Source organism: Pseudomonas sp. SST3 (assembly GCF_003325755.1).
Window position 1 is genome coordinate 57,465 of record NZ_QORI02000006.1, and the last position, 22,086, is coordinate 79,550.

At 60.9% G+C, this 22,086-nt stretch carries 20 protein-coding genes and 1 pseudogene; 10 read left to right on the plus strand and 11 right to left on the minus strand.

Annotation, left to right across the window (positions count from 1 at the left end):
- The first annotated feature begins 8 nt into the window (after positions 1 to 8).
- The 3 genes and pseudogenes from DQ405_RS07825 to xylB all read left to right on the plus strand — a co-directional run bounded on the left by DQ405_RS07825 (position 9) and on the right by xylB (position 4,216).
- Positions 9 to 1,112: an ABC transporter ATP-binding protein gene (locus DQ405_RS07825; protein ID WP_168423672.1), complete on the plus strand. Its 1,104-nt coding sequence runs from the start codon at positions 9 to 11 to the stop codon at positions 1,110 to 1,112.
- Between the two features lie 89 nt (positions 1,113 to 1,201).
- Positions 1,202 to 2,681, plus strand: a pseudogene (locus DQ405_RS07830) (mannitol dehydrogenase family protein).
- Between the two features lie 11 nt (positions 2,682 to 2,692).
- On the plus strand, positions 2,693 to 4,216 hold the full coding sequence (gene xylB / locus DQ405_RS07835) for a xylulokinase (RefSeq protein WP_168423673.1): 1,524 nt from the start codon (positions 2,693 to 2,695) through the stop codon (positions 4,214 to 4,216).
- A gap of 289 nt (positions 4,217 to 4,505) precedes the next feature.
- Here the strand turns inward: xylB and DQ405_RS07840 are convergent, their stop codons facing one another.
- Positions 4,506 to 5,732 carry an acyl-CoA dehydrogenase gene (locus DQ405_RS07840; RefSeq protein WP_168423674.1) on the minus strand — a complete coding sequence of 409 codons (1,227 nt, stop codon included), beginning with the start codon at positions 5,730 to 5,732 and terminating at the stop codon, positions 4,506 to 4,508.
- 141 nt (positions 5,733 to 5,873) lie between these two features.
- Between DQ405_RS07840 and DQ405_RS07845 the strand changes: the two genes are divergently transcribed.
- Entirely contained in the window at positions 5,874 to 6,788 is a 915-nt protein-coding gene (locus DQ405_RS07845; RefSeq protein WP_168423675.1) for a LysR family transcriptional regulator, read from the plus strand.
- A gap of 37 nt (positions 6,789 to 6,825) precedes the next feature.
- On the opposite strand, the gene DQ405_RS07850 is transcribed toward DQ405_RS07845, so the two are convergent.
- The 4 genes from DQ405_RS07850 to DQ405_RS07865 all read right to left on the minus strand — a co-directional run bounded on the left by DQ405_RS07850 (position 6,826) and on the right by DQ405_RS07865 (position 11,433).
- The gene (locus tag DQ405_RS07850; RefSeq protein WP_168423676.1) at positions 6,826 to 7,845 is read right to left on the minus strand and encodes a LacI family DNA-binding transcriptional regulator; all 1,020 of its coding nucleotides are present in this window, start codon (positions 7,843 to 7,845) and stop codon (positions 6,826 to 6,828) included.
- A 67-nt stretch (positions 7,846 to 7,912) separates the two neighbouring features.
- Entirely contained in the window at positions 7,913 to 8,929 is a 1,017-nt protein-coding gene (locus DQ405_RS07855; protein WP_168423677.1) for a TRAP transporter substrate-binding protein, read from the minus strand.
- Positions 8,930 to 9,025: 96 nt separating this feature from the next.
- The gene (locus DQ405_RS07860; RefSeq protein ID WP_168423678.1) at positions 9,026 to 10,303 is read right to left on the minus strand and encodes a TRAP transporter large permease; all 1,278 of its coding nucleotides are present in this window, start codon (positions 10,301 to 10,303) and stop codon (positions 9,026 to 9,028) included.
- A 41-nt stretch (positions 10,304 to 10,344) separates the two neighbouring features.
- Positions 10,345 to 11,433: a gluconokinase, GntK/IdnK-type gene (locus DQ405_RS07865; RefSeq protein ID WP_168423825.1), complete on the minus strand. Its 1,089-nt coding sequence runs from the start codon at positions 11,431 to 11,433 to the stop codon at positions 10,345 to 10,347.
- Positions 11,434 to 11,676: 243 nt separating this feature from the next.
- Here DQ405_RS07865 and DQ405_RS07870 point away from each other — a divergent pair, with 243 nt between their 5' ends.
- A complete protein-coding gene (locus DQ405_RS07870; RefSeq protein WP_014852742.1) occupies positions 11,677 to 11,955 on the plus strand; it encodes a peptidylprolyl isomerase in 279 nt (92 codons plus the stop codon).
- Between the two features lie 7 nt (positions 11,956 to 11,962).
- Here DQ405_RS07870 and zapE read toward each other — a convergent pair whose 3' ends face one another.
- Together zapE and DQ405_RS07880 are read right to left on the minus strand one after the other, a co-directional pair.
- Positions 11,963 to 13,090, minus strand: coding sequence for a cell division protein ZapE (gene zapE, locus DQ405_RS07875; RefSeq protein ID WP_168423679.1), 1,128 nt, complete (start codon positions 13,088 to 13,090; stop codon positions 11,963 to 11,965).
- Between the two features lie 73 nt (positions 13,091 to 13,163).
- Positions 13,164 to 14,075: a LysR family transcriptional regulator gene (locus DQ405_RS07880; protein ID WP_168423680.1), complete on the minus strand. Its 912-nt coding sequence runs from the start codon at positions 14,073 to 14,075 to the stop codon at positions 13,164 to 13,166.
- Between the two features lie 125 nt (positions 14,076 to 14,200).
- Here DQ405_RS07880 and DQ405_RS07885 point away from each other — a divergent pair, with 125 nt between their 5' ends.
- The 3 genes from DQ405_RS07885 to DQ405_RS07895 all read left to right on the plus strand — a co-directional run bounded on the left by DQ405_RS07885 (position 14,201) and on the right by DQ405_RS07895 (position 16,906).
- The gene (locus tag DQ405_RS07885; protein ID WP_168423681.1) at positions 14,201 to 15,445 is read left to right on the plus strand and encodes a D-amino acid dehydrogenase; all 1,245 of its coding nucleotides are present in this window, start codon (positions 14,201 to 14,203) and stop codon (positions 15,443 to 15,445) included.
- Between the two features lie 25 nt (positions 15,446 to 15,470).
- On the plus strand, positions 15,471 to 15,824 hold the full coding sequence (locus DQ405_RS07890) for a RidA family protein (RefSeq protein WP_168423682.1): 354 nt from the start codon (positions 15,471 to 15,473) through the stop codon (positions 15,822 to 15,824).
- Positions 15,825 to 15,934: 110 nt separating this feature from the next.
- Positions 15,935 to 16,906, plus strand: a complete 972-nt coding sequence (locus DQ405_RS07895; protein WP_168423683.1) for a TAXI family TRAP transporter solute-binding subunit — start codon at positions 15,935 to 15,937, stop codon at positions 16,904 to 16,906.
- 351 nt (positions 16,907 to 17,257) lie between these two features.
- Here the strand turns inward: DQ405_RS07895 and DQ405_RS07900 are convergent, their stop codons facing one another.
- The 4 genes from DQ405_RS07900 to wrbA all read right to left on the minus strand — a co-directional run bounded on the left by DQ405_RS07900 (position 17,258) and on the right by wrbA (position 20,399).
- Positions 17,258 to 17,737 carry a nuclear transport factor 2 family protein gene (locus DQ405_RS07900; protein WP_168423684.1) on the minus strand — a complete coding sequence of 160 codons (480 nt, stop codon included), beginning with the start codon at positions 17,735 to 17,737 and terminating at the stop codon, positions 17,258 to 17,260.
- Between the two features lie 23 nt (positions 17,738 to 17,760).
- Positions 17,761 to 18,336: a TetR/AcrR family transcriptional regulator gene (locus DQ405_RS07905; RefSeq protein ID WP_168423685.1), complete on the minus strand. Its 576-nt coding sequence runs from the start codon at positions 18,334 to 18,336 to the stop codon at positions 17,761 to 17,763.
- 237 nt (positions 18,337 to 18,573) lie between these two features.
- The gene (locus DQ405_RS07910; protein ID WP_168423686.1) at positions 18,574 to 19,776 is read right to left on the minus strand and encodes an MFS transporter; all 1,203 of its coding nucleotides are present in this window, start codon (positions 19,774 to 19,776) and stop codon (positions 18,574 to 18,576) included.
- A complete protein-coding gene (wrbA, locus tag DQ405_RS07915) occupies positions 19,773 to 20,399 on the minus strand; it encodes an NAD(P)H:quinone oxidoreductase (protein ID WP_168423687.1) in 627 nt (208 codons plus the stop codon). Before wrbA ends, DQ405_RS07910 begins: the two co-directional genes overlap by 4 nt.
- A 100-nt stretch (positions 20,400 to 20,499) precedes the next feature.
- On the opposite strand from wrbA, the gene DQ405_RS07920 reads away from it, so the two are divergent.
- Both DQ405_RS07920 and DQ405_RS07925 read left to right on the plus strand, forming a co-directional pair.
- Complete coding sequence (locus DQ405_RS07920; RefSeq protein WP_168423688.1) at positions 20,500 to 21,405, plus strand: LysR family transcriptional regulator; 906 nt, start codon at positions 20,500 to 20,502, stop codon at positions 21,403 to 21,405.
- A gap of 256 nt (positions 21,406 to 21,661) precedes the next feature.
- Entirely contained in the window at positions 21,662 to 22,012 is a 351-nt protein-coding gene (locus DQ405_RS07925; RefSeq protein WP_168423689.1) for a hypothetical protein, read from the plus strand.
- The last annotated feature ends 74 nt before the right edge of the window (positions 22,013 to 22,086 follow it).

Sequence of the window (22,086 nt, forward strand, 5' to 3'; positions counted from 1 at the left end):
ATTCGAACATGGCAGACCTGAAAGTTCATAACCTGAAGAAAGGCTTCGACGGCAACGAGATCATCAAAGGCATCGACCTGGACATCCGCGACCGCGAGTTCGTGGTCTTTGTCGGACCGTCCGGCTGTGGCAAATCGACCTTGCTGCGCCTGATCGCGGGGTTGGAAGAAGTCAGTAGCGGCAAGATCGAACTCGATGGTCGCGACATCACCGACCTCAGCCCGGCCAAGCGCGACCTGGCCATGGTGTTCCAGACATATGCGCTGTATCCGCACATGACAGTGCGCAAGAACATGTCCTTCGCCCTCGACCTGGCCGGGGCCGACAAGCAGGAGGTGGCGCGCAAGATCGAGGCTGCCGCCCGTACGCTGGAACTGGAGCCGCTGCTCGAGCGCAAACCCCGCCAGCTCTCCGGAGGCCAGCGTCAGCGTGTCGCCATCGGCCGCGCGATCGTGCGCAACCCCAAGGTATTCCTCTTCGACGAACCCCTGTCGAACCTCGACGCGGCGCTGCGCGTGCAGATGCGCCTCGAGCTATCACGCCTGCACCAGGAGCTGCAGGCCACCATGATCTACGTGACCCATGACCAGGTCGAGGCCATGACCTTGGCCGATAAGGTGGTGGTGCTCAACGGCGGGCGCATCGAGCAGGTCGGCTCGCCCATGGAGCTCTACCATCACCCGGCCAACCTGTTCGTTGCCGGGTTTCTCGGTACACCAAAGATGGGCTTTCTCAAGGGCCGCGTCAGCCGGGCCGAACCCGCCGGTTGTGAAGTCGAGCTCGAGGCTGGATGCCGGTTGTATCTGCCACTCGGTGGTGCGGCACTCTCGGTCAACGATCCGGTCACGCTGGGCATCCGCCCCGAGCATCTCAATCGCAGCACTGACGGCAGCTGCCAGCTGGAGGTCAAGGCCGACGTCAGCGAGCGACTCGGCAGCGACACTTATTGCCACGTCATTACTCAGGCGAACGAGCCGCTGACCATGCGCATCCGCGGCGACTTCACGCCACGCTACGGCGAATCGTTGAAGCTAACCCTGGACGCCGCCCACTGCCACCTGTTCGACAGCGCCGGTGTGGCGGTCGGCCAGCCGCTGCAGCAGGTCGCCTGAAGCCGGCCCTCCTTTGCAGGAGCAACCATCGCTACCTGGCAGCGTTGCCTAGCGCTGCTCCACTGAACGCTCAGTCAGCGAGATCTGAAATGAAGTTGAACCAGCAGAACCTGCCGCAGCTTCCGGCGCATATCGGCGGCCGCGTCTTATGACATTCAATCGATAAGCACCGGAATCGCCCACATAGGGGTTGGCGGTTTTCACCGTGCTCATGAAGCGGCCTACACCGACGCCCTGATGAACTCAGGTGAAGGCCTCGATTGGGGTATCTGTGGCATCGGCACGCGGGCCGATGAGATCACCATGCGCGACGCGCTGGCGACGCAGGACTATCTCTACACCCTGATCGAACTGGACGACCGGCCGGATACCGAAGTGCGGGTAATGGCGAGCATCCGCGACATGCTGCTGGTCACTCGGGACGGCTCCGAGGCGGTAGTTGCCCGGTTGGCCGATCCGGCGATCCGCATCGTCTCGCTGACCATAACCGAAGGCGGCTACTGCATGGATGAGAGTACCGGCCAGTTCAATGCCGCGCTGCCTCACATCCAACACGACCTGGCCCATCCAAACACCCCGATCAGCGTGTTCGGGCTGCTCTGTGCAGCCTTGGCCAAGCGCCGCGATGCAGGCAATGGGCCCTTCACCGTAATGTCCTGCGATAACCTGCCGCATAACGGAGAGGTTACCCGCAAGGCAACGCTGGCGTTTGCCAGCCTGATCAACACCGAACTGGCCACCTGGATCGAACGCAACGTCAGTTTTCCCAACGCGATGGTTGATCGCATTACGCCCATGACGAGCGTCGCCCATCGCCAGGCATTGAGGCAACAGCACGGGGTCGACGATGCCTGGCCGGTCGTGTGCGAACCCTTCGTGCAATGGGTGCTGGAGGATAAGTTCGTCGCCGGTCGCCCTGCCTGGGAAAAGGTCGGTGTGCAATTCACAGACGACGTCGCGCCCTACGAAGAAATGAAGATCAAGCTGCTTAACGGCAGCCACCTTGCGCTGACCTACCTGGGCGTCCTTCGTGGCTACCGATACGTGCATGAAACCATGGCCGATCCGCTATTCGTCGAGTACATCCGCCGTTACATGGACGAGGACGTGACACCGCAGCTTGAACCGGTACCGGGCATCGACCTCGCGCAGTACAAGCAGACGCTGATCGAACGCTTTTCGAACTGTGCCATCGCCGATCAGCTGGAGCGGGTGTGCTCGGACGGCTCTTCCAAGTTTTCCAAATTCACGGTTCCGACCATCAACCGCCTCATTGCCGAAAACGCCGAGCTGGATCGCGCCGCGCTGGTGGTGGCTGCCTGGGCGCTTTATCTCAGAGGTATCGATGAGAACGGTGATCGGTACCGGATCCTCGATCCGCGTGCGGAATTCTGCCAATCGCTGGTCGATGAGGACGAAGGCCTGGCTGAGCGGCTACTTGGCCGCGAAGAGATCTTCGGCACGCAGATCCCCCGGTCCCTCGCGTTCCGCGATGCCTTCGAGCGCAACCTGCTGCGCCTGGACACACTGGGCGTAAGCGGCACCCTCGACCTGTTGCTGACCCGCTGACGGAGCACGCCATGTTTCTCGGTATCGACTGCGGCACCCAAGGCACCAAGGCACTGCTGCTCGATGCAGCGAGCGGACAGGTGCTGGGCCAGGGTTCGGCCAGCCATGAACTCATCAGCGGCCCGAACGGCCACCGCGAACAGCACGTCGAGCAGTGGACCGCTGCATTCGAAGCGGCAGCCGCGACGGCGCTCGCCGAAGCCGGGGTGGCGGGCGATCAGGTGCTCGGGATCGGAGTGTCCGGGCAGCAACACGGATTGGTCACACTGGATAGCGAAGGCCAGGTTCTACGGCCCGCCAAGCTCTGGTGTGATACCGAATCCGCCGCAGAGAATCAGAGGCTCTTGCACTGGCTGGGTGGAGAACGTGGTTCTCTGGAACGACTGGGCGTGGTCATCGCACCGGGTTACACGGTGTCGAAGCTGTTGTGGATGAAAGAGCAGCATCCTCAGCTGTTCGAGCGTATCGCCCATATCCTCCTGCCCCACGATTACTTGAATTACTGGCTGACCGGTCGCTACAGCACCGAGTACGGCGATGCATCCGGCACTGGCTATTTCGACGTGCACACGCGGCATTGGGACTTGGAGATACTGCGTCATATAGATGCCAATGGACGACTCGAAGCCGCGCTGCCTGAGCTGATCGGGCCTGATAAAGCTGTTGGCACACTCCGTCCGGAATTGGCGCAGCGGCTGCGTCTGAACCCGAATGCGATCGTTTCGAGCGGCGGTGGCGACAATATGATGGGTGCCATCGGTACGGGCAATATCCACCCTGGCGCCATTACCATGAGCCTCGGCACATCCGGCACCTTGTACGCCTTTGCCGAAGAACCACGGATCAGCCCGCAGCCATCGGTGGCGACCTTCTGCTCATCCAGCGGGGGCTGGCTGCCGCTAATCTGCACGATGAACCTGACCAACGCGAACGGCGCCATCCGCGAGTTGCTGCAGCTTGACCTCGATCAGTTCAATGCGCTGGTGGCGCAGGCCCCTATTGGGGCAGAAGGCGTAACCCTACTGCCTTTCCTGAATGGCGAGCGCGTGCCCGCCCTGCCCCAGGCCACAGCCAGCCTGCACGGCCTGACAGCAGACAACCTGACCCGTGCCAATCTCTGCCGCGCCGTGGTCGAGGGCGTGACCTTCGGCTTGCGTTACGGGCTGGATTTGCTCCGTGAGAGCGGAATTCGCAGCGAGCGGATTCAACTGATCGGCGGCGGCGCGAAAAATCCACTGTGGCGGCAGGTTGTCGCCGACATGATGGCGACGCCGGTGGTCTGCACCACGCAAAGCGAAGCCGCGGCCCTGGGCGCTGCGATCCAGGCTGCCTGGTGCCACGCGAGACAAAGCGATTCTCAAGCCAGCCTTATCGAGATTTGCGAACGTTGCGTCGGCCTGGATGAAGCAACCGCGGTCGAGCCTGAACCCAAAGCCGTTCACGCTTATGAACAGGCCTACCGGCGCTACCGGCAGCTGGTCACGGCTACGTACGGCCAGCAAACGCCACCGGATCTAACGACAGTTGCGCGGTGACGAACCGGCTTTGTCCTTAGGCTTACTGCAGGGCTGTTACCCACAAAAGGGCTCAAGTCATTCCTCGCGAAATGCGTGATTTACCGCTGATCGCGAGCAAGCTGGCTCCTACAAAAGCTAAGCAGCACAGCACTTGTAGGAGCCAGCTTGCTGGCGATCCGAACCCTCTGTTGTAGGCGAGCTTGCTCGCGATGGGTGTTCAGCAGGCCATTCAGACGAATGCATAAAAAAGGCAAAGCCACTGTTCGTGGCTTTGCCTCTGGTTCTAGCCTTTGGTGCTAGCGATGCATCAACGGCTACGCAGCATTTCCCGCGACACGTATTTGCCCAGCTCATGCTTGGCGATGGATGCGCGATGCACTTCGTCCGGGCCGTCCGCCAGGCGCAGGGTGCGCTGCATGGCGTACCAATGTGCCAACGGGAAATCCTCGGAGACGCCGGCACCGCCGTGGATCTGAATGGCGCGATCGATCACCTTCAACGCCACGTTCGGCGCGACGACCTTGATCTGTGCGATCTCGCTCGCGGCGATCTTGTTGCCCACCGTGTCCATCATGTACGCAGCGTTGAGCGTCAATAGACGTGCCATGTTGATCTCGATGCGGCACTCGGCGATGTGGTCGAGGTTGGCGCCCAGGCGTGCCAGCGGCTTGCCAAAGGCGGTACGGTCGACGGACCGCTGGCACATTAGCTTCAGGGCCCGTTCGGCAACACCCACGGAGCGCATGCAATGGTGAATACGGCCTGGACCGAGGCGGCCCTGTGCGATCTCGAAGCCACGGCCTTCACCGAGGAGCACGTTTTCATAGGGCACGCGAACGTTCTCCAGCAGCACCTCGGCATGGCCATGCGGGGCATCGTCGTAGCCGAATACCGGCAGCGGACGCAGGACCTTCAGGCCCGGGGCATCCATTGGCACCAGAATCATCGAGTGCTGCTGATGGCGCGGTGCGTCCGGGTTGGTCAGGCCCATGAAGATCATCACCTTGCAGCGCGGATCGCAGGCGCCCGAAGTCCACCACTTGCGCCCGTTGATAACCCACTCATCGCCCTCGCGAACGGCCCGGGCCTGCATGTTGGTGGCATCGGACGAGGCCACTCCCGGCTCGGTCATGCCGAAAGCCGAGCGAATCTCTCCGCGCAGCAGCGGCTCGAGCCACTGCTTCTTATGCGCTTCGCTGCCGTAGCGCACCAGGACTTCCATGTTGCCGGTGTCCGGTGCCGAGCAGTTGAACGCCTCGGGGCCGAGGCCCGAGCTTCCCATGATTTCGGCCAGTGGTGCGTACTCGGTGTTGGTCAGCCCGGCGCCGAGTTCGGAGTCTGGCAGGAACAGATTCCACAGCCCCTCGGCCTTGGCCTTGGCTTTGAGTTCCTCGACGATGGCGGTCGGCTGCCAGCGGTCGCCTTCGCCGACCTGCTGATAGAAGATTGTCTCGGCGGGGTAGACATGCGCGTCCATGAACGCCTGAACGCGCTCACGCAGCTCTTGAACCTTGGGGGAGTAGGCGAAATCCATGGGCAACCTTCTTCGAATTTGGTGATGTGAGAAGGATGCTAGTGCAGCGATTTGGATTTATCTAAGCTATTTTCCTCGTGTATTAACATTCATAACCGATATATGATCGGCGCAAATAACCCAGCCGGAGAGCTTGCGGAAATGAACCTGAACAAGGTCGATCTCAATCTGTTTATCGTCTTCGACGCCATCTACACCGAGGCCAATCTGACCCGTGCCGGGCAAATCGTCGGCATCACCCAGCCTGCCGTTTCAAACGCACTGGCCCGTCTGCGCGAGACATTCAACGATCCGCTGTTCGTGCGTACCGCACAAGGCATGGTGCCTACGCCGATGGCGCAGAACATCATCGGCCCGGTGCGCAATGCGTTGCAGCTGCTGCGCGTCTCAGTGCAGGAAAGCCGCACCTTCAATCCGCTACAGGCAAACAAGACCTTTCGTATCAGCATGACTGATCTCACCGAGGCGGTAGTGCTACCGCCCCTGTTCCAGCGCCTGCGTCGCCTGGCGCCGAACGTGAAGATCGAGAGCATGCTCGCCAAGCGACGCGAAACCACCAAGGAACTGGCCGCCGGCCGCCTGGATTTCGCCATGGACGCCCCGCTCAATACCGATCCTCAGGTTCGCCACGTCAAACTGCTGGAAGATCGCTACGTCTGTGCCATGCGCCGCGGTCATCCGCTGGCGAAGGACAAGCTCAGCGTCGAGGAATATCTGTCACTGTCACACATCCACATCTCCAGCCGTCGCAGCGGTCTGGGCATGGTCGATCTGGCGCTCGGTAAGATGGGGCAGCAGCGCAAGATCGCCCTGCGCTCGCAGCACTACATGATGGCCACTCAGGTCATTCAGCACACGGACATGGCCGTCACGGTTCCAGAGCGTTTCGCCCGTCGTCATGACTTGCATCAAGCGCCGCTGCCAGTGGAAATTCCGCCGCTGGAAACCCACATTTACTGGCATGAGAGTACCGATCAGGATCCAGCCAACCGCTGGATGCGCGAGCAGATGATCGAGATCGCTCAGCAAGTCACCGCGGCGCAGCAAGCCGAATAGCCGTACGCCGGCAGGCACCATGCTTGCCGGTGTCAATTCATGCGCTGTCGCGCATCACCACTTCGAATCCCACATCGATCCGCCGTTGCGATGGCGGTTCTCCGCGCATCAGGCTGAGCAGCATCTGCCCCGCGAGGGTACCGATCTCGCCGCGAATGGTCCGTACCGTAGTCAGGGCCGGATGCATCCAGGCGGCAGCCGGCAGATCGTTGAATCCGGCGATCGCTAACCGCTCCGGCACCGGCAACTGCAGCTGACGAGCCCGAAACAACGCGCCTAGCGCCAGATCGTCATTGTTGAAGAAAATCGCATCGATTTCCGGATGCTGCGCCAGTAACCGATCCAACAACTCGGCGCCCAGCCCGATGGACGAAACCTGCGGCGTCAGCAGTTCCAACGCGGCATCGTAGCGCGACGCTTCACGCATCGCCTGGCGATAACCCTCGGCGCGCTGGAGCGTACGTGGGTCAAGCTGGGCGGCGGCAAACGCGATGTGGTGATAACCGCGTTCGAGCAGCTTGCGCGTCATCGCTGCGCCCGCCTCGTATTGGGAAAAACCGACGCAGTAGTCCTCCTCCGCATCACTCAGTTCCATCAGCGTCACGATGGGGCTGGTGTAGCTGCCAAGCACTTCGCGCGCAGCATCACTGCGTTCGAAACCGGTAACCAGAAGGCCCGCCGGCTGATGCGCCAGATAGGCGCGCAGCAAGCGTTCGTCTTCTTCGGGATGGTAATGACTGACACCAATCATCAGCTCGTAGCCGGCCGGCATCAGTACACGCTGGGCGGCCTCAACGGTATCGACGAACACCGCGTTTGACAGCGATGGGATGATTACCGCGACCAGATTCGACCTTGCGCTGGCGAGGTTGCGCGCGGCGGTATGCGGGACGTAGCCCAGGGACTTGACGGCCGCCATCACACGTTCGCGCAACGCGTCCGACACCCGTTCCGGTTGCGACAGCGCGCGCGAAGCGGACATCAGGGAACAGCCGGCGCTGCGGGCAACGTCGGAGAGTGTAGCCCGCTCCAGAGAACGACGACGGCGAGAACTCATAGTGGCATCCAGCGACCAGGGGCGGGAATTCTATAACGGGATGGCGCCCCCGCAGGGGCGCGCCAGTTCACTTCGGAGCTTTAGCAATTTCCGCCTGGACTTCGTTGAACAGCGGCTCGCCGACCGTATCGATCACGGTCTGAATCGCCGGCTTGGCCTGCTCGCGCATGCGCTGAATCTCTTCCGGGCTGACCTTGTTGATTTCCATGCCCAGTTCTTTGATTTTTGCCAGGGCCTGCTGAGCTTCGGCGCGGGTGTCCTGACGCTCCGAATCACGCGATGTCTTCGCCGCTTCCATGATGATGCTCTGCTCGGTCTCGGACAGCCCATCCCACCAGCGCTTGGACGCCGTGACGATCCATGGGCTATAGACGTGATTGGTCACGCTCAGGTACTTCTGCACCTCATAGAACTTCGAGGAGAGGATGGTGTTGTAGGGGTTTTCCTGACCGTCGACCGCCTTGGTTTCCAGCGCGGTGAACAGCTCGGAGAACGGCAGCGGGACAGCGTTGGCGCCCATCAGCTTGAAGGTGTCGATGAATACAGGGTTGGGCATCACTCGCAGCTTGATGCCGTTGAAGTCCTCCATCTTCTCCACCGGCCGCACATTGTTGGTCATGTTGCGGAAGCCGTTTTCCCAGTAGACCAGGCCGACCAGGCCCTTTTCTTCCAGCGCATCCATGACCTTCTGCCCGACCGGGCCATCCAGCACGTAATCCGCCTGTTTCTCGCTCTCGAACAGGAACGGGGTATCCCAGACAGCCATCTCTTCGGCGATCCCGACCAGCGTCGCCGTCGAGCCGACCATCATCTCCTGCGCGCCACCCATCAGCGCATTTTGCATCTGGTCGTCCGAGCCAAGGCTGGCCGAGGCGAAGGTACGCACCTTGAGTTTGCCATCGGAGGCCTTGGCAATTTCTTCGGCAAGTACCTTCGCCGCCCTGCCCTGGTTGCTGTCCTCGTTGAGGCCATAGCCGAAGCGGATCATCCGAGGACGAATATCATCAGCTGCTTGAGCGCTGACCGCAGTGATGGCGCTGCCAAGTGTGGTGGCCGCCAGGGCGGCTATGAGCAATCGTTTCATGCTGTCGTACCTTTTGTTGTTGTGGTAGATGAAGCTTCTCTGCCAGCAAAAAGACCGGGGGCGCGCGCTAACCAGCCGGCGCGGCCACCCGTTCCGTTAACGCAGCCATTGCAGCGGCACTGTGATGATCGAGGGCACCGCAATCAGCAGTGCGACAATCACCAGATAGATCATGAAGAACGGAATGACCCCGCGTACCAAGGTTTCCATGCGCAACCGACCTATGCCGCCCACGACGTTGAGCACCGTGCCAACCGGCGGTGTGATCAGCCCGATGGAGCCGATCAGTACGAACATCACGCCGAAGTACACCGGATCGATACCGGCCTTCACCGCGATCGGTGCCAGCACAGGCCCGAGAATGAGGATGGTCGGCGTCAGGTCGAGCACCATACCGATGGCGATCATCAATACCATGATCGCGACCATCAGCAGCTTCGGGTCTTGCGCCAACGGGCCGAGCATCGAAGCAATCTCGTCCGGTAGCTGCGCCAGGGTGATCATGTAGGCCGAGACGATGGCCGCGGCGCAGAGAAACATCACCGAAGCCGTGGTGCGGCTCGCGCGGGTCAGTACTTCGATCACACCGCTCCAGCTGAGCTCGCGGTACAGCAGGGTCGAAACGCCCAGGGCATAGACCGCTGCCACTACGGCTGCCTCTGTCGGGGTGAACAGCCCGAAACGCAAGCCACCAACGATGATTACCGGCAGCATCAGCGCAGCCGCGCCATCGACCAGGGCCTTGCGACGCTCAGCTCCGGTGGCCTTCGCCTGTGGTGGCTCTTCGATCTTGCGAGCAATCAGCGTCCACGCCACGACCAGCCCGGCGCCCATGATCAGACCCGGAACCATACCAGCCAGGAACAGCTGACTGATCGAGGTGTTCGTCACCACCCCGTAAATGACGAAGGGCATGGATGGCGGAATGATCGGCGCGATGATGCCGCCGGCCGCGACCAGTCCCGATGACGAACTCAGCGGATAGCCACGCTCGCGCATCATCGGCAAAAGCAGGGTCGCCAATGCGGCAGTGTCAGCCAGGGCCGAACCGGACATGCTCGCCAGGAGTACCGAGGCGGCAATGGCGACGTAGCCGAGCCCACCCCGCTTGTGCCCGAAATAGGCTTGCGCCATGTTGATGATGCGCCGGGAAATTCCGCCAGCGTTCATCAGCTCTCCGGCGAGAATGAAGAAAGGCACCGCCAGCAGTGGGAAACTGTCGGCACCGGCCTGGAGGTTTTGCGCCAGCAGCTGTACGTCCCAGAAATCCAGATACCACATCAGCACCGCGCCGGTGAGGATCAGCGCGAACGCGATCGGCATGCCGAACGCCATGAAACCGAACAGTGAAGAAAGAAAGACCACGACAGTCATGCAGGAACCTCGGCGGGCATTGCCCTATTGTTATCGGGGAGTCAATCGGCCGTTACGTTGGCATCGGCAGCCGGCGGCTGCGGCTGTCCACGCCAAACATTGACCAACTGCAGCAACGCCAGCACCGCCAGTGCCACCATGCTGACCATGACCGGCAGCATCGCCATCGCCAGCGGATAGCCCACTACCGGACTGTTGATCGTCCACCCGAACTGCATCTGGTTCCATCCGCCCATGGCCGCCATGCCACTGGCAACTGCCACCATCAGCCAGCTGATCGAATCGACAACGCGGCGGAACAGTTCAGGAAAGCGATCCCGGATCATGCTGAATGCCATCAGCTCGCCACGGCGCATGCTGGAGGCGACACCGACGAAGACCAGCCAGACGAAGGCCAGCCGCGAGAGCTCCTCGGCACCGGTCCAGCCGGTACCGAATGCGTAGCGCAGCACCACACTGCTGAACACGACGATCACCATGAATGCGAGCAAGGCCGCCATCAGCCAGTCGGTGATGCGATCGAAGCCCTGCGCAACCCTTCCGGTATAGATGGGAGGACTGGTCAATTCCGCACCGTGGTCTGCGGCTCTGTTAGCGCTATCAAGCGGGCGCGCAGAAAGGTCCTCTCGATCAGCAATCTCCAGGCCGGGTTCGCGCTGCATCCAGTCGACGATCTCCTCGACGACCTGCTCACGCGGTTGGCTGGCATCCACCACCAACACGCTGGGCTCCCCTTCTGGGGATTCGAGCGTGGCGAACTGGCTATCCACCAGGGAGATCGGCATGAAATGCCCGGCACGTCCGCCGACCCGCTGGACCGCGGTGTCGTAGTCGATAGAGAGATGGCTGAACCGCAGCTCAGGAACCGCATCGCGCAACAGGTCGCGATAGCGCCGCTTGAGCGCCGAGCATGCGAGTACGAAACCGACATCGTCGTCGATGGCACGTTGCATCTCGATGACCAGCTTTTGCAGCCACTCGACGCGGTCCGCGTCCGACAATGGCGTACCGGCACGCATACGGGCGACATTTTCTTCAGGGTGGAAATGGTCGGCTTCGATATGACGAAAACCCAGTGCATCGGCGACGGCATGGCTGGTGTCGGTCTTGCCCGACCCGCTGACGCCCATCACCACCAGCGCGCGGCCGGTCGCAGAAACATCGCTGTGGGAGTGGGAATCCACTATTGGTTCTCCGGCAGCATCGAGGTGCTGCGTTATGATTGTTGGGCTCGATGGTAGCGCTAACATCCACTCATCATAACTACCGTTCGTCGGGTCAGCGCGCCGCTGAACGGTCGTTTACCTGGAAGATCTCGTTTCGGTTTTGCCGGTGCCCTGACTACAATCGCCGCCGCATCTGAGGAGAACCGAATGCCCAAAGCCATGGCCCGCCATATTCTGGTAAAAACCGAAGCCGAAGCCGCGCAACTGAAAAAACGCATCGCTAACGGCGAGGCGTTCGACGTGCTGGCGAAGAAATACTCGACCTGCCCGTCCGGAAAGAAGGGGGGCGATCTGGGTGAGGTTCGGCCTGGGCAAATGGTCCGCAGTATCGATCAGGTGATTTTCAAGAAGCCGTTACGCGAGGTGCACGGCCCGGTGAAAAGCCAGTTCGGCTACCACTTGGTGCAGGTGTTCTATCGCGATTGACCCGCGCTCAATTCGACGCACCAAATCGCTGCAACTGCATTTCCCGCAACCGGCTCAGCGTGCGGCGAAACGCAAACGATAGATAACCCTGTGTATAAAGCGCCTCCAGCGCCACCTCGGCCTCCAGGTACAAAGGCACGCCACGGTCGTAGCATTCGTCAACCAACGCAATGAAGCGCCTGACCGAATCGTCGCGAGCGGCCAACTTCGGCAGCTCACGATCACCCGCTTCTACTCGTGTCGCGGCATCCTCGGTACCACGCGCGATGCGTCCTCCCCTCTGCTCGCCGCCAAGCCTCGGCACATCGCCGATCAAGATTGCGGAGAACCGATCGCAAAGCTCGATGAAATCCAGCGCAGAAAATGGCCGCTCGCAAAGGTCGGCGAAGCGGCACCAGAGTATCGACTGGCTGCTGCGCACTGTCTGCAGCGAACGCCGGCCGATCGCCACCGGATCAGCGCTTGCATCCTCATCCCCCGCCAGCTCGTCAAATAACATTGGCAACGCGCTCGATGTGCCTGACGCGGCGATCCAATAACGTTGCACCGCAGTACCGGGACGCAGTCGGTGGTCCTCGCCGCCGTCCACGTTGATGACTTGCATGTGCAGGCCGATGGCCTCGATGGCTGGCATGAAGCGCTCACGATTGAAGCCATCTGCGTACAGCTGGTCTGGCCGTTGGTTGGAGGTGGCAACGATGACCACACCATGTTCGAACATGACCTGAAACAAGCGGCCCAGGATGATCGCATCACCGATGTCGCCTACGAACAGCTCGTCGAAGCACAGCACACGGACCTCTTCACTCAGTTCTCTGGCGAGCGCCTGCAGCGGGTCAGCGGTGCCATTGAGCTGGAACAGGCGGATATGCACCCAGCGCATGAAGCGATGAAAGTGCTGCCGGCGTGACGGGACCTGCAAGCTGCTATGAAACATGTCCATCAGCCAGGTTTTGCCGCGCCCCACCGGACCCCAGAGATACACGCTGCGTGGTGGTTCGGTGATCGCCTTGCCGTGTAGCACATCATGGCAGCGCTGCAGCCACTTGACAGCATGCAGCTGGGCCATGTCACTGACGAAGCCCTCGCGGGCGATGGCTTGCTGATACAGGGCAAGCGGTGAGCTGTGATCCATTGAACTACTCGGCCCATGTTGAGGTTGGCCGCGATGGTAGCGCAGGCGGGGCTGGAGAGCAGGTCGCCGTCGATTACGGTCTGCGCTGCTCGCTCATCAGTATCAGCGCCTGCTCGCGCACCTGATCGAGTAATTCCAATTGCGCTGCGGGCGCTACTTCCTGCGCTCTCACCAGCGCATACAGCGGCACCGGAATCACCGGTTCCAGCGGCCGCGCCTGAATGGGTTGCCCGTCACCAGGCAGTGCTGTGAGCGGATCGACCAGCGCGAGCCCCTGTCCGGCGGCAACCAGCGTGCGTGCCAGCTGGTAGGTCTGTACCCACGTATCGATGCGCGGCGGCGGATCGAGCGCCTCCAAATGACCACGCAGCAAACCGCCAAGCGCATCATGCGTATCCAGACCGATCAAGGGTGCATCGGCCAGTTGTTCCAGGCGAAAGGGTTGGGAAAGCACTTCCTCGGGCCACCAGCCAGCCGGGGCGATCACCTTCATCTGCCCTTGCGCGAGGAGCTGGCTGGTGAGACCGGGATGCTCGACAGTCTGCAGAGTCAGCCCGATATCCGCTTCGCGCAGCAGCAGCGCCTCGACGATCTCCGCAGTGTGCTGGGTTGCCAGATGACATTGCGTCCTGGCAAAGCGAGTACGCCAGCGGCGCAGCGCTTCGGGCACCAGCGCTTGCGCCAATGCCGGCGTGCAGATCAGCCGCAGCGCACGCGCTTCGCCCCGCCCGAGATTGCTGGCCAGGCGCCGAATATTCTGGAGGTCGGACGCCAGTCGCTCGGTTTCCTGCTGCAGGATGCGCGCCTCGGCGGTCGGCTGGAGTTTGCCACGCACACGGCTGAACAGCGTGAACCCCAGTTGCTGTTCGGCATGCTTGAGAATCTTGCTTGCTGCCGGTTGTGAGATATGCAACAGCTGCGCGGCGGCGGTCAGGCTGCCGGTCTGCAGGATGGCCTGAAACAGCTCGATATGACGAAGGCGCATGCCCTAATCCTCTGGTCGGGTCGACGAAGCATAGCCTCAGGTTATGGGTTGGCTCCATTCTTTCATTGGCCGCTCCGCTCATGGTGGCTCTAGGCTGCTGTCTCTTACTCTCACGGAGCGACACGATGCGGATTGCGGTGATTGGTGGTGGCGTCATCGGCCTGACGACGGCCTATGCGTTGGTGCGCCGTGGCCATCAAGTCGAGCTGATCGAAAAGCGTGACCAAATTGCGCTAGAGACCAGCTTCGCCAACGGCGGTCAGCTCAGCTACCGTTACGTATCGCCGCTCGCCGATGCAGGTGTGCCCTTGCAGGCGCTTGGCTGGATGCTGCGCGGTAACGATGCGCCCTTGCGGTTCCGACCGAAAATCAGCGCCCGGCAATGGCGCTGGTGCCTGCGCTTCCTGCTCGCCTGCCGACGCTCCACCAATCAACGCAACGCAGGGCACCTGTTGCGTCTCGCCCTGCATAGCCGAGAGATCTTGCGCCGTTGGCGCGAAGAGGACACATTGGGTGACTTTGCCTGGCGCGCCAACGGCAAACTGGTGATCTATCGTGATCAAACCAGTCTTGAGAAAGCGGCGGCCGGGCTCGATGCGAGTGCGGGCCAACTGCTCCTGAATGCCCGGCAATGTACCGAGATCGAGCCCGCCCTGCTGCCCTTGGCCGGCAGGCTGCGAGGTGGCATCTATTCGCCTGGGGACGAGGTTGCCGATTGCCATCTGTTCTGTCGAAGGCTTCTCCAAAGCCTGGAGCAATCGCCGAATTTCCGGTTGCGCTGCGGCCAGGCGGTCAGCCGGCTGCATAGCGATCACGACGGCGTTCGTTCACTCATGCTCGGCAATGAGCAGCTGGAAGTAGATCATCTGGTCATTGCCGCCGGCGCCGCTAGTGGAGCACTGTTACAACCACTCGGTATCGAGCTACCGGTCTATCCGCTCAAGGGTTACAGCCTAACGCTGCCCTTGAGTAGTCGTGCCGGAATCCCGGAAACCAATGTGACCGACTATGACAACAAGGTGGTGTACGCGCGCCTTGGCGATCAGCTGCGGGTTGCGGCGATGGTCGATATTGGCGGGTGGGACGCCAACGTGGATCGGGGGCGGATCTCCATGCTGCAACGTCTGGCGAGCGAAACTTTTCCGGCCGCAGGTGACTATCGCAGCGCTACCCAATGGGCGGGCTTGCGCCCAGCAACCCCGGAGGGCACGCCGCTTCTTGGCGCTACCGCGCTGGACAACCTCTGGCTTAACGTGGGCCACGGCAGCCTCGGTTTCACCTTGGCCTGTGGCAGTGCCGATATTCTTTGCGATTTGATTGGCGACCAGCGCCCCGCCGTTGCGCTGGATGGCCTGACCCTGGCGTCCTGATCGCACAACTCAAGAAGGAGTACACATGACGATCCAACGTTTCAACTGCAATGAACGCATGTCCGCCGCCGTAACCTTCGCCAATCTGGTCTTCCTCGCCGGGCAGGTGCCGGATGACCGTGGCGAAGACGCCGCCGGGCAGACCCGCCAAGTGCTGGCCAAAATAGACCGCCTGCTGGCCGACGCCGGTTCCGATCGTTCGCGGATACTCAGCGCCCAGATCTGGCTGAAGGACATCGATGCCGATTTCGCAGCGATGAACACGGTTTGGTGCGAATGGCTACCCAGCGGCTGCGCCCCGGCGCGGGCGACAGTGGAAGCGCGCCTCGCCTCGCCGAACGTCCTCGTGGAAATCATGGTGATCGCCGCCAGCACTTGAGCGGCTAGGCACCGGTTCTTCTCCGGCGGTGGCCACTAAAATACCGCCATGATCGCCGCGGGCGACCATGGCAGCTAACCCAACCAACAAAAACAAAAGAGGGATACACGATGAAGCAGAACATTCGCATCGGCTTGCTGAGTTGCGCCTTGGCGAGCGCTCTGGGTGCCGCTACAGCTGCGGCCCAAGAACGTTTCGTCACCATCGGTACCGGCGGTCAGACCGGCGTCTATTACACGGCGGGCCAGTCGGTCTGCCGCTTCCTGAACCGCGCCGAAGTGCAACCGGCGATCAAGTGCAATGCGCCCTCCACAGCAGGCAGCGTGACCAATATTGTGTCTTTGGAAAACGGCGAGTATGAGTTCGGATTCATCCAGTCCGATCACCAACACAAGGCGTTGAATGGCCTCGCTCCGTTCGACAAGGGCGGCCCGATTGAAGAACTTCGTGCGGTATTTTCCTTGCAGACGGAGATTCTCACTGTGGTCGCCCGAAGCGACAGCGGCATCGAATCGTTCGATGACCTGAAGGGCAAGCGGGTGAATATCGGAGTACCTGGCTCAGGTAGCCGCGACACCTTTGACGAGGTCATGAAGGCCAAGGGCTGGACCAACGCCGACTTCGCCCTGGCTGGCGAGCTTAAGCCTGCGGAGATGGCCTCTGCGCTCGGTGACAACAACCTCGACGTGATCACTTATGTGGTCGGCCATCCCAGCGGTGCCATTCAGGAGGCGCTTACCAATGTCGAGGCCGAGCTGATACCGATCAACGGCCCGGAAATCGAGAAGTTTCTGCAGGGTGCCGACTACTACACCACCGCGGAGATTCCGGCAGGGCTCTACCCTGGTGTGGATGAAGCGGTGCCTTCGATCGGCGGCAAAGCAGTGCTGGCTACAACCGCGAACACCGATCCCGAAATCGTGTACCAGCTGGTCAAGGCCGTGTTCGACAACCTCGACCGCTTCAAGCGTCTGCATCCGGCGTTTGCCGATCTGGAAGCCAAGGACATGATTCGTGTCGGCCTCACCGCCCCGCTGCATGAGGGTGCCGAACGGTTCTATAAAGAGCAGGGTTGGCTGTAACCTGCCCGCACCGCCCTCGACCGGGCGGTGCATTTCCGCCTAGCGTGAATGGCGCCCTGGTGGAAATCTGGCGACGGTCAGGTCGAGCCCCAGCACATATAACTTATTGAATGGAAAAGCAAAAGTATCTGCCTGGCTGAAAAACACCCAATCCGTAGCGAGGCCTCGCCCTTCCTAGGACTGAAGCGATTCAGCAATAGATATCCACCTCGTTATCCACAGTTTCTGTGGATTAAGCCCCAGGCCGGTAACCCTTGATCTCGCAGCTAGCAGCGTCGTGCTCTGGCAGACGCTGCATGCCGGCCACGGCGCCCAAGCGTAACGCTGGCAAGGGCCGCCGGCGGCCTCAAATCAAAGCCCCAGCTCGGACAACCCAGGATGATCATCGGGCCGACGGCCAAGCGGCCAGCGAAACTTGCGCTCGGATTCGTTAATTGGCAGGTCATTGATGGATGCGAAGCGGTTCAGCATCAGCCCATCCTCGCTGAACTCCCAATTCTCGTTCCCGTAGGAGCGATACCAGTTACCGGAATCGTCATGCCATTCGTATGCATAACGCACTGCAATGCGGTTGTCGGTGAATGCCCAAAGCTCCTTTATCAGCCGATACTCAAGCTCCTTGGCCCACTTGCGTTCAAGAAACATGCGAGCCTCATCGCGGCCATTGGGGAATTCGGCTCGATTCCGCCAGCGGGTATCCAGGCTGTAGGCAAGCGCCACTTTGGCAGGGTCGCGGCTATTCCAGCCATCTTCGGCCAGGCGCACTTTCTGGATGGCGGTTTCGCGCGTGAACGGCGGCAGCGGCGGACGGGTATCGCTTTTCGATGACATGGCATTACCTCACTGTTTGGTAGTTATTGCTCTTTTTCAGGCGAACTAGCCCGCAGAAGCAGTTCGGCAGCCCTGCCTGCACAATCGGCGGCACCCGCTTGTCCGGTCACCATTGCAACAGCCGTGGCGCCATCTATCAGTACGAGAAATTGCCAGGCCACTTCCTTGTACTCGGCAATGCCGCAGGCACGGATAAGGTCCTCCAAGTACTTCAACAGGCGCCGCTTATGCAGCGCGGTTACCGCTCGGATAGCGCTCTGAGGGTCTCCAATCTCGCCAGCGGCATTGATGAATGCGCAACCACGGAAATCCGTCGAGTCGAACCAGCTACGCAGCAAAGGAAAGATCGCGCGTAGACGATGGGCGGGATCGCCGTTGGATGTTCCTTCGACCAACCACTGCATCCAGCGCTGATCACGGTTGCCAAGCGCCGCGGCGACCAGCAGCTCCTTGGTTGGATATAGCCGGTAAATATTTTTGCGAGCGACTCCTGATTCTCGGACGATCGCATCCATGCCGGTCGCGTTGATTCCGCCGGCATAGATCAACCGCTCTGTCGACATCAACAGCTTGGTTTGGATGGCCGTTCCGTTTTCCATGGTGAGCTCAGGTGAGAATGGTCGTTCTCCAACGATAGACGTCCCTGTCTCATAGATCAAACACGGCGTATTGCTCATCCGAAGGCAGGTTCGAGCCCTATCGAAAAAGCCGGTACGGTAAGTGACACCCGCAGCACGGAAGATTGCCGATACGCGGGCTGTCACCATGCGCTTTCCAGCGTCTGGCAGGCTTCGCTGGCCGCCCGCGCACCCAAACGAGCGTCATGCAAGCGGCCTTCATACGCCTGTCAGGTTTGCCCGCTGCGCTGTAGCCGGGCGTAGCAGAAGCGCCGCCACGCAGGTCGCTATGGCCGCAAGCACCACCACTGCTCCGGCGGCGCTCCAACCAAAAGCCGCCGTGACGCTGCCAATCACTACCGGTCCCAGCAACTGCCCAAGATTGCTTCCTTGCATCATTAGCCCCACTGCAACCGGTACGAGCGTGGCGTGAGGCGCGACCAATGAGGCACAGATCAGCAGCGTGGCCGGAATCAGTCCGCCCGCCGCTGAAAAGAGCAGGCACAGCATGAAAGTTGGCATCGCAGGAAGTGAGCCCAGGAATATGCCGACACCGGAGACACCCATGACGCCGCTCGCTATGACAATCAACGAAGCTTTGGTGGCTCCCCTGGCGACCAGATAGCCTGCGGCAAGATTTCCACCGGCGTTGATGGCGCTTGCCAGTGCGCTTAGCAAGCCGGCCGTCCGGTAAGAGACGTCCATTCGCTCCATCAGCAGAACGGGAATAAAACTGAATAACGCGAAGAACATCAGGCTGTAGAGCGCGAAGGCGACCGCTAGCAACACCGTGCCCCTGGAACAGAACAGGCAACGAATAGCGCCAATCATGTGACTCAAAGAGCGCCCGCTGCCGGAGGCAATGTGCGGAACCCCGACGATTACCATCACGGCAAACGTCAGGGCGAGGCCGGAATTTGCCCACCAGAACGACTGCCATGTTGGAAACAGCGGTCCGACAAGCATCGCCAACGCTATTCCGCATGGCATGAAGCAGCTCCATAGCGAAAATGCCAGGTCCCGCTGCGCTGCCGTTGTCAGGCCCTGTATGAGGGCCGGCCCGGCGACGATTATCAGCAGGAAACCAAGGCCTTCCACTAGCCGAGTAGCCAGCAGAACGGGAAAAGCCGGTGCGACAGCCCCCAGCACATCCGAAAACACCAGTATTCCCAGCCCCAGCAACATCGAGCGTCGGCTTCCGACAGCCGCGACCAACACGCCCGCCGGTGCGCCACCGACAAGTCCGAGCACCGCGACGATGCCGGTCAACCAGCCAACCTCGCCAAGGCTCAGGTGCATATCCGCCACGAGCATCGGTGTCGCGATCGCCGTTTTGCCCAGATGCAAAGCGGCAACGATGCCGCATCCCAGGATGAGCCAGACAATCGCCCCCGGTCGTGTGGTGGTTGCCGAAACGTTCATTGCGTCTCCCTGACAGGCGAGACCGAGAGTGCGGTAGCAACTCGAGCAACATACCAACCTTGATAGCGCGCACCGTCCAGCTCGTTGGCGCTTGGCTGGCGATCGCCGCCGCTGCCGTCGTCTGCAAGCGTCGAAGCGCCGTATGGCGACCCACCCGAAACGGCATCCATTCGAAGTTGGCCCTTGAAGCTGTACGGTAGCCCAACCACGATCATGCCCAGATGAAGCAGCACAGTGTGGGTCGCCAGGATTGTGCTTTCCTGACCGCCATGTTGGCTGCCTGTCGAGGTGAAGACGCTGCCGACCTTGCCGACGAGCTTGTCTTCGAGCCACAACCCGCCGCACTGGTCGAGGAAGTTCTTCATCTGTGAGGCCATGTTACCGAAGCGTGTTGGCGTCCCGATCACCACCGCATCGTATTCGGGCAGCTCCGACACGGTGGCCACACTGGCCGGTTGATCGAGCTTGTACTGCGCTCTCTGAGCGACGTGCTCGGGCACCAGCTCGGGTACCCGTTTGATGACCGCCGTCGCGCCGGCCTGACGAGCCCCCTCAGCGATCGCCTGCGCAAGCGTTTCGATATGCCCGTACGACGAATAGTAAAGCACCAGTACCTTAGCCATCGTGGTCACCCTCGTAGGTCATTGACAGCGAAAGCCTATACGCTCTGGATGTTCTACAAGAGTGATATAAAATTGAACGAGTTGATCTACGGAGCAGATCATGCTTGACGGTATGACGCTGGATCAGATCCGCATCTTCGTTGCGGTCGCCGAAAGCGGCAGTTTCCGCTCCGGTGCGGCGCGCCTGCTGCGTGTGCAGTCGGCAATCAGCCACGCGATAGCCAATCTGGAGGCGGAGTTGGGTTTGCAGCTCTTCGACCGCACCGGCTATCGCCCAGTATTGACGCAGGAAGGCCAGGCCTTGCTGGCGAATGCTCGCGACCTTCTCCTCAGAGCAGATGCCATGCGGGCGCGAGCCCGCGCACTTGGCGGCGGTGTCGAGCTGGAGCTATCCCTGGTGGTCGATACGCTCTTCCCGATTGCACGGGTGGCGCACGCGATGACCCGGGTGAGTGCGGCCCATCCTATGACCACCTTTCGCGTAGAGTCACAACCACTAGGCGGGCCAATCTCGGCCTTGGAAGACAAGCGCTGCACCCTAGCAATCGTCGTGGGCGAGGACTTTCGAAGCCCGCGAATCGCATTGGAGGCGATCGGCTCGGTCGAGCAGATCGCAGTGGTACATGCGGACCATCCACTCGCGAAACGTGACGCACGTATACCGCTCGGGTTAGCTGATCTCGCCGACCACCAGCAAATCGTGCTGATCGACCCCTCCCCGCTTTCGGAAGGCCGAACGTTCGGTGTCCTGTCGCCATATACCTGTCTGGTAAACACGCAGGAGGCCAAGTTCACCCTCATTCGCGCAGGGCTCGGATGGGGCCGTCTGCCAGCATGGCAGGTGCACGACGATCTCCAGGCGGGCCACTTGGTTCGCCTTGGAATTCCAGCACTTGGGAGAAACAGCGAAATAGCGGCCGAAGCCTACTTGGCGCACCGTCTGGACGCCCCCCTTGGGCCAGTCGCACAGGAGTTTCGCCGAGCTTTGACAGAGCTAAATATTTGAATACGCCATCGAAGAGCCATCTGCCATGCCACAACGTTTCTACGACATAGATGCCCGGTACGCTGGGGCCGTAGATGACGTCTCCGGAAGCGATCGGCCTTTGATTCATGACAAAGCGGCTGGCTTCTTACAGCAATCGCTCGGCAAGCCTAGCCGTTAAGCCAACCATCCAACCTTATGAGAGCCAGATTAAAAACATGCTGGTCTTTTCGACAGGCCCGTTGTGCCAACGGCGCCGACTTCATAGACTAATCGTATGAAGTTGTTCATCCGGTTGTGCTTCTCATTGATCCTCAGCGTCGCTATCCCTGTTACCGGGATGGCGCAAATGCTGATGACGACCGGAAACCCCACCATACCTGCCGAATCCGTGGATCCTGTTGCGCACCAAGCGATGGATGATGAGCATGACTGCTGTGCGCCGGAACACCTTCATAAATACCAAGGCGTCTGCGAAAACGGCCAGGAATGCCAAACAAGCAGCATGCTTGAGAGCTTAACGGAAAAGCCAGCGGCCTATTTTCCGCACTCGCATTGCCCCTCCCCTTCTATCGGCCTCGCTCCATCCTTAGCGCTCGAGCCCATCTGGCACCCACCTCGGGTCTGATTCCGATCCCCTCCTAAACACCTCCCAGCCGTAGAGATCTGGGCGGGATTTGCGCGCCTCTGGCGCGCATGGAA

Bases quoted from the DNA above. Each gene is read 5' to 3' on its own strand.
- DQ405_RS07825 (WP_168423672.1), top strand. From the start codon at position 9: ATGGCAGACCTGAAAGTTCATAACCTGAAGAAAGGCTTCGACGGCAAC.
- xylB (WP_168423673.1), top strand. From the start codon at position 2,693: ATGTTTCTCGGTATCGACTGCGGCACCCAAGGCACCAAGGCACTGCTG.
- DQ405_RS07840 (WP_168423674.1), bottom strand. From the start codon at position 5,732: ATGGATTTCGCCTACTCCCCCAAGGTTCAAGAGCTGCGTGAGCGCGTT.
- DQ405_RS07845 (WP_168423675.1), top strand. From the start codon at position 5,874: ATGAACCTGAACAAGGTCGATCTCAATCTGTTTATCGTCTTCGACGCC.
- DQ405_RS07850 (WP_168423676.1), bottom strand. From the start codon at position 7,845: ATGAGTTCTCGCCGTCGTCGTTCTCTGGAGCGGGCTACACTCTCCGAC.
- DQ405_RS07855 (WP_168423677.1), bottom strand. From the start codon at position 8,929: ATGAAACGATTGCTCATAGCCGCCCTGGCGGCCACCACACTTGGCAGC.
- DQ405_RS07860 (WP_168423678.1), bottom strand. From the start codon at position 10,303: ATGACTGTCGTGGTCTTTCTTTCTTCACTGTTCGGTTTCATGGCGTTC.
- DQ405_RS07865 (WP_168423825.1), bottom strand. From the start codon at position 11,433: ATGGGCGTCAGCGGGTCGGGCAAGACCGACACCAGCCATGCCGTCGCC.
- DQ405_RS07870 (WP_014852742.1), top strand. From the start codon at position 11,677: ATGCCCAAAGCCATGGCCCGCCATATTCTGGTAAAAACCGAAGCCGAA.
- zapE (WP_168423679.1), bottom strand. From the start codon at position 13,090: ATGGATCACAGCTCACCGCTTGCCCTGTATCAGCAAGCCATCGCCCGC.
- DQ405_RS07880 (WP_168423680.1), bottom strand. From the start codon at position 14,075: ATGCGCCTTCGTCATATCGAGCTGTTTCAGGCCATCCTGCAGACCGGC.
- DQ405_RS07885 (WP_168423681.1), top strand. From the start codon at position 14,201: ATGCGGATTGCGGTGATTGGTGGTGGCGTCATCGGCCTGACGACGGCC.
- DQ405_RS07890 (WP_168423682.1), top strand. From the start codon at position 15,471: ATGACGATCCAACGTTTCAACTGCAATGAACGCATGTCCGCCGCCGTA.
- DQ405_RS07895 (WP_168423683.1), top strand. From the start codon at position 15,935: ATGAAGCAGAACATTCGCATCGGCTTGCTGAGTTGCGCCTTGGCGAGC.
- DQ405_RS07900 (WP_168423684.1), bottom strand. From the start codon at position 17,737: ATGTCATCGAAAAGCGATACCCGTCCGCCGCTGCCGCCGTTCACGCGC.
- DQ405_RS07905 (WP_168423685.1), bottom strand. From the start codon at position 18,336: ATGGAAAACGGAACGGCCATCCAAACCAAGCTGTTGATGTCGACAGAG.
- DQ405_RS07910 (WP_168423686.1), bottom strand. From the start codon at position 19,776: ATGAACGTTTCGGCAACCACCACACGACCGGGGGCGATTGTCTGGCTC.
- wrbA (WP_168423687.1), bottom strand. From the start codon at position 20,399: ATGGCTAAGGTACTGGTGCTTTACTATTCGTCGTACGGGCATATCGAA.
- DQ405_RS07920 (WP_168423688.1), top strand. From the start codon at position 20,500: ATGCTTGACGGTATGACGCTGGATCAGATCCGCATCTTCGTTGCGGTC.
- DQ405_RS07925 (WP_168423689.1), top strand. From the start codon at position 21,662: ATGAAGTTGTTCATCCGGTTGTGCTTCTCATTGATCCTCAGCGTCGCT.